Raw genomic sequence first — 4,316 nt, forward strand, 5'->3', positions numbered from 1 at the left:
AATAAATGCTACTTTCAGCTACTCCGTTAGCTTCCAAACACCATTTAGCAGGAGGGTATGCCATTACACTGTCCCTCATGAGTAGTAACTTCCTGTTATCGTCATGAGTGATTGGTGTGATACCTTCCTTTTCACACATTTCGAGAAATTCCTTTTCTTCTTCTTTCCCTTTGTTGGTCCGTCTATTTACATCAGGACCTATCTTGTATCGCTTACTGTATTCATCAGGTTCTAACAAAAGACAGTGGATAGCGGTCCCGAAATCTAGTGACTTTATTTTTTCTTCATCAACTGGCGCATCCCTTTGCCAGACGAAATTAGCGGGAACCTCACTTATTAAATCCAGCTGAGATTTGCTGATTCCTAATCCATGGTGATAGTCCTCATTTGAAATGTCGTAATAGATACCGGGTTTCACGACATCCTCCTACGTTCCTGATAGTTCTTTAACTCCTTGTAAAGACCATCAATTGTCATATCGAAAACGCTGTCACTCCATTGACTGGTAATATCCTTTGGTAATCCATCAACCACATTAAATGCGACATTACTTAACTCAGCGTCCTTTGCATCAATCCATGATGCTTCTTCTTGTTTGCGTTCTTCCCTTGCGTCAAGTTCATGGTAAGGATTCACGCAACCCTCCTGAAATACAACTCATTGAGTATCTTTGCGACTACTTCCCCTCGTCCTGAGAGATGAATAGCTGCTGCGAGTGACTTTGCGTCATACTGATTAATGATGTAATCAACGACTTCTGACGGCTCAGGTTGGTAATACTGAGTAAGTTCCCTGAATGATTCTGTTTCAATGCGGACATCGTTAAGATTCTGAAAGGCTATTTCCGTGCCATTATTTCGGTTTCTACTGGTCATATCTGCATAGGTGTAACGTATAGTCAGTGACATACTTTCCTCCCGTAAGCCATCTTCTGTAGTTGACTCGCCAACCGCCAGACATCCTTGTTATTAGTTGAAACGGCAATCCTTGCCGCTTGACGTGCGAGTTGTAAAAAAGGCGTAGTGATACGCACCGCCATGCAATCACGCATAGCGCTGTAATAGTTAGTTTTCATTGTTACCTCGCTAGGTGAGCGATAGGATGGTTATCTGGTGTTGGTGCGGTGGGTATTAGTAGTTCATTGTCATGTGGGGGATTTTATTACTAGCAACTAACTTAATAAATTCAGTCGCTAATTTTTCATCAAATCCGTTACTTACTAAGGCTTGTAAGGTTTCTTGGTTATACTTGCGACGATGCTCCTTATCTGCCTGACGTTTAGCTTCTTCCTGACGCTTACGTTCTTCTTCTGCTAATCGCGCTTGTTCTGCTTCCTGTGCTTTCTTGCGCTCAGCTTCGATAGCTAATTGCTTCTCGCGTTCTGCTCGTTCCAGTGCTTCTCTAGCATCACGCTCTGCCTTTTCCTTGGCTTCTTTCGCCGCTTGCTCTGCACGCTGAATAGCTTCTTGCTTTTCACGCTCAGCGCGTTCGGCAGCTTCTTTTACTTCACGTTCACGTTTAGCTGCTGCTTCAATTTCTTGCTGTGCTTTACGTTCAGCTTCGAGTCTTGCCTGTTCCGCAGCTTGTTGTTTCATTTCTTCTTCACGAGCAATGCGCTTGCGTTCTTCTTCGGCTTTGCGTAAATCAAACAATTCGTTCATTTGCAGAGCTTCTTCGTGATCAACTTCGATTTGCTTCTTAAGTGCTTCGGCTTCTTCGCGAGCTTTTTCTTGCTCTTCCCACTCTGTTAGTGGCTTGCGAATTTCTGTGCTCAATGCATCTAATTCGTCACGAAATAACTTACGACTAGCATCAACTTTTTTGGGTAGCTCTTTTAACTTATCGACAACTGCTTTACCTTCCTTGTCGATATACGTTTTTGTTTGAGCAACTTTGTACGCCAGAGAAGCGAATGCTTTTCGGTTTTTAACTACTGATAAATCGCTATCGAGTTCTTTTCGTTCTTCTTCTGCAAGAGATTTAATGCGCTCTAGCATCTGATTTACTTTTTCTGGTGCCGTAAACAAATCTAGCGCCGTAGCTTGTTCAATTACGACTAATTCATTTGCCATTTCCTATGTTCCTTATGTGCGTATTCCTCACTATTAATAGCGATATGAATGATTAAGTGGTGGGTTACTGCTGACTGAGGGTTTTAGAGTTTTGCTACAACTTCGTCATAATTAACTTCAAAGTCTTCGCAGGTTTCTTTCAAGTCGTTAAAGTTAATTGCGTGATTTAAGGCGCTAACTTCATCCTGAGTTAGTTGTTCATCTCGGTAGTCATTAAATCCAACTGATAACAACTTACCGCCTAATATCTCCGTTCCTGCGTTTACAGACGGCTCTCTACCATCTTCATACTCAACTACGAATGTCATTTTTCCCATGTCATACTCCCTCCTAACTATTTAATTAGTCCGTACACATGATTAATGTCGTTAAGTCCTTCCCTATCCAACTCTAAGTATGAATCCCATCTATCCAAACCTTTATGATGCGTCCTTACCAATTGCCAGCGCCAACCATCAGCATGTCTAACTCGTCTTACATACCTGATTGTTGTGACCCAATATTCATCATTAGGGCCATTTGGAACCAGTGAATCAAACTCGACTCGAACAGCTCTAAATAATTTCGGCATGGGTAACTTTCCATTGTGGAAATCATCTATTGTCATACTCCCTCCGTTATTAACGGGTAACCAAATAACCTTGGCTTTTAAGGTACTTGATTATATTTTCTTCACTAATAGCTGTTCTGAGTATTTCAGTTTGATACCACTCTGGAATTGAAATATCAGCCACATCGGTGACCTTTACCTCCATTACTCCAACCCCAGAACTACAATCAGCTGACGAGCACAAAATCGTAATTTCCATCTCTATCTCCTATCTATTAATCAACTCACCACAGCCCACAGAATGGACTGTAATTAGTTAACTGCGCCTGCTTTTAACCACGTCAGGCGAGGTGGTTCCTCACTTTCCACAGTCAAGGAAAATTGATATATTGGTTATTCCACAGTCAATATAAGGAATGATTTAAATGGCTATGTTTATAGTGAGAGTGGAATTACCTGATGCTAATTATTCAGACTATCAGGCTCTATATGATTTAATGGAAAGCTACGGATTTTCAAAGCAAATAACTGGTGATAATGGTGTAGTATACGATCTCCCTGATGCTGAATATTACTGCAATGGAGATTATGATATTGAAGCCGTAAGTAGCACAGCCTTCCAAGTAGCCCAATCAGTTAGAGCTAATGCTAAAGTTCTTGTAACTGAAGCTGAAAGAATTAGATGGACGGGGCTTGTTTACTACTAAAGTCACAACCAATAGAACCACTACCACACATTTCAGGTTTTGGTTTTTCGCTCTCCAAGGTCACAAATGCCTTTCTAACTCTATGACCTAATTCCAAAATATCATCACGAGTTAATTTAAAATTGCGTCGATAACTATCAACTAGCAAGGTTGATAGAACCGAACGAGCCGATTCTTGAGACGCTTCTGTTAAATCTTCAAATTTCATCTTACTTCTCCTATTTATCTCGCCGTCACCCCGAACTCACTGCTCGGCTGTTTTGCTTTAACTCCTGAAAATACTGCTACATTAGGTAAGCAGCAGTTATCTCCACTTGGATAATGCTTTGTTGGTTTTAGAGAGAGAACAGGGCGTTCTTTCTTCTCTTTCACTGAGTTAGCTTTAGCAATCTCTTTTTCTTTCAGTTTGTTAGCTCTGAAAGATGCATATCTAGCATATTGCCTAGCCTTGAATGAGTTACTGTTAACTTTCTTAACTCTAACTGGTGTTGGATTGCCTTTAAATTTCTTTGGTGGTTGATAGTAAATTTCCACATAACCTCCGTTATTCTTTTACTTACCATAGGTCACTCATTGAATGACCTATAATTAGTATTCTTGCGCTTACATACCTAACATCTGCCAGTGTTGCCTATTCCCATCTGTAATCACTCTCGTGCAGTAGTAACATTCTCACTAGCCAGATCGTGCCTAGTGATACGTCGCATTTTTGCGTAAGGGTCTAAACAGGGTAGGTATGCTGTTTCGACTTTCCAAATTGTTAAAGAACATTAGGCTGTATTTCATGTTGCTTGCCTTTGATGTGTTATATATTGAACTATAAGTACGGATTAATCAAGACCAAAAGTACGAATGATTTATTAAATCACGAACTATTGGTTCTATTCTCTTGAATTTAAAAGTAATTTATTTTCAAATAAATCTCAGATTGGAATGCAGATCACTTCTTTGGTGGGGAGAGGGCACAAAAAAGCCCTCGCGGGGAGG

General features: G+C 40.6%; 8 protein-coding genes and 1 pseudogene. 1 reads left to right on the top strand and 8 read right to left on the bottom strand.

Annotated elements, in window-relative coordinates:
* From HMPREF3129_RS18855 to HMPREF3129_RS05150, 6 genes and pseudogenes are all read right to left on the bottom strand, one after another.
* Positions 1–418: pseudogene (locus HMPREF3129_RS18855) on the bottom strand (PD-(D/E)XK nuclease-like domain-containing protein); the annotation flags it as partial.
* Positions 415–636 (bottom strand): hypothetical protein, encoded by a 222-nt coding sequence (locus tag HMPREF3129_RS05125; protein ID WP_064497312.1) that lies wholly within the window; start codon positions 634–636, stop codon positions 415–417. The gene HMPREF3129_RS05125 and the pseudogene HMPREF3129_RS18855, both read right to left, overlap by 4 nt.
* The gene (locus tag HMPREF3129_RS05130) at positions 633–908 is read right to left on the bottom strand and encodes a hypothetical protein (protein WP_063693270.1); all 276 of its coding nucleotides are present in this window, start codon (positions 906–908) and stop codon (positions 633–635) included. The genes HMPREF3129_RS05125 and HMPREF3129_RS05130 overlap by 4 nt, the downstream gene beginning before the upstream one ends.
* A 222-nt stretch (positions 909–1,130) precedes the next feature.
* Entirely contained in the window at positions 1,131–2,027 is an 897-nt protein-coding gene (locus HMPREF3129_RS05135) for a coiled-coil domain-containing protein (RefSeq protein ID WP_139142867.1), read from the bottom strand.
* Between the two features lie 128 nt (positions 2,028–2,155).
* The gene (locus tag HMPREF3129_RS05140) at positions 2,156–2,389 is read right to left on the bottom strand and encodes a hypothetical protein (protein WP_070486860.1); all 234 of its coding nucleotides are present in this window, start codon (positions 2,387–2,389) and stop codon (positions 2,156–2,158) included.
* A gap of 303 nt (positions 2,390–2,692) precedes the next feature.
* Positions 2,693–2,881 carry a hypothetical protein gene (locus tag HMPREF3129_RS05150; protein WP_036905388.1) on the bottom strand — a complete coding sequence of 63 codons (189 nt, stop codon included), beginning with the start codon at positions 2,879–2,881 and terminating at the stop codon, positions 2,693–2,695.
* A 166-nt stretch (positions 2,882–3,047) separates the two neighbouring features.
* Between HMPREF3129_RS05150 and HMPREF3129_RS05155 the strand changes: the two genes are divergently transcribed.
* Positions 3,048–3,329 carry a hypothetical protein gene (locus HMPREF3129_RS05155; protein ID WP_004245996.1) on the top strand — a complete coding sequence of 94 codons (282 nt, stop codon included), beginning with the start codon at positions 3,048–3,050 and terminating at the stop codon, positions 3,327–3,329.
* Here the strand turns inward: HMPREF3129_RS05155 and HMPREF3129_RS05160 are convergent.
* Positions 3,301–3,537 carry a hypothetical protein gene (locus HMPREF3129_RS05160; RefSeq protein ID WP_004245995.1) on the bottom strand — a complete coding sequence of 79 codons (237 nt, stop codon included), beginning with the start codon at positions 3,535–3,537 and terminating at the stop codon, positions 3,301–3,303. The two genes, HMPREF3129_RS05155 and HMPREF3129_RS05160, sit on opposite strands and share 29 nt — an antisense overlap.
* 14 nt (positions 3,538–3,551) lie before the next feature.
* Positions 3,552–3,863, bottom strand: a complete 312-nt coding sequence (locus tag HMPREF3129_RS05165; RefSeq protein WP_070486864.1) for a hypothetical protein — start codon at positions 3,861–3,863, stop codon at positions 3,552–3,554.
* Positions 3,864–4,316 lie beyond the last annotated feature (453 nt).

The organism is Proteus sp. HMSC14B05, from assembly GCF_001808035.1.
Classification (GTDB): Bacteria; Pseudomonadota; Gammaproteobacteria; order Enterobacterales; family Enterobacteriaceae; genus Proteus; species Proteus mirabilis.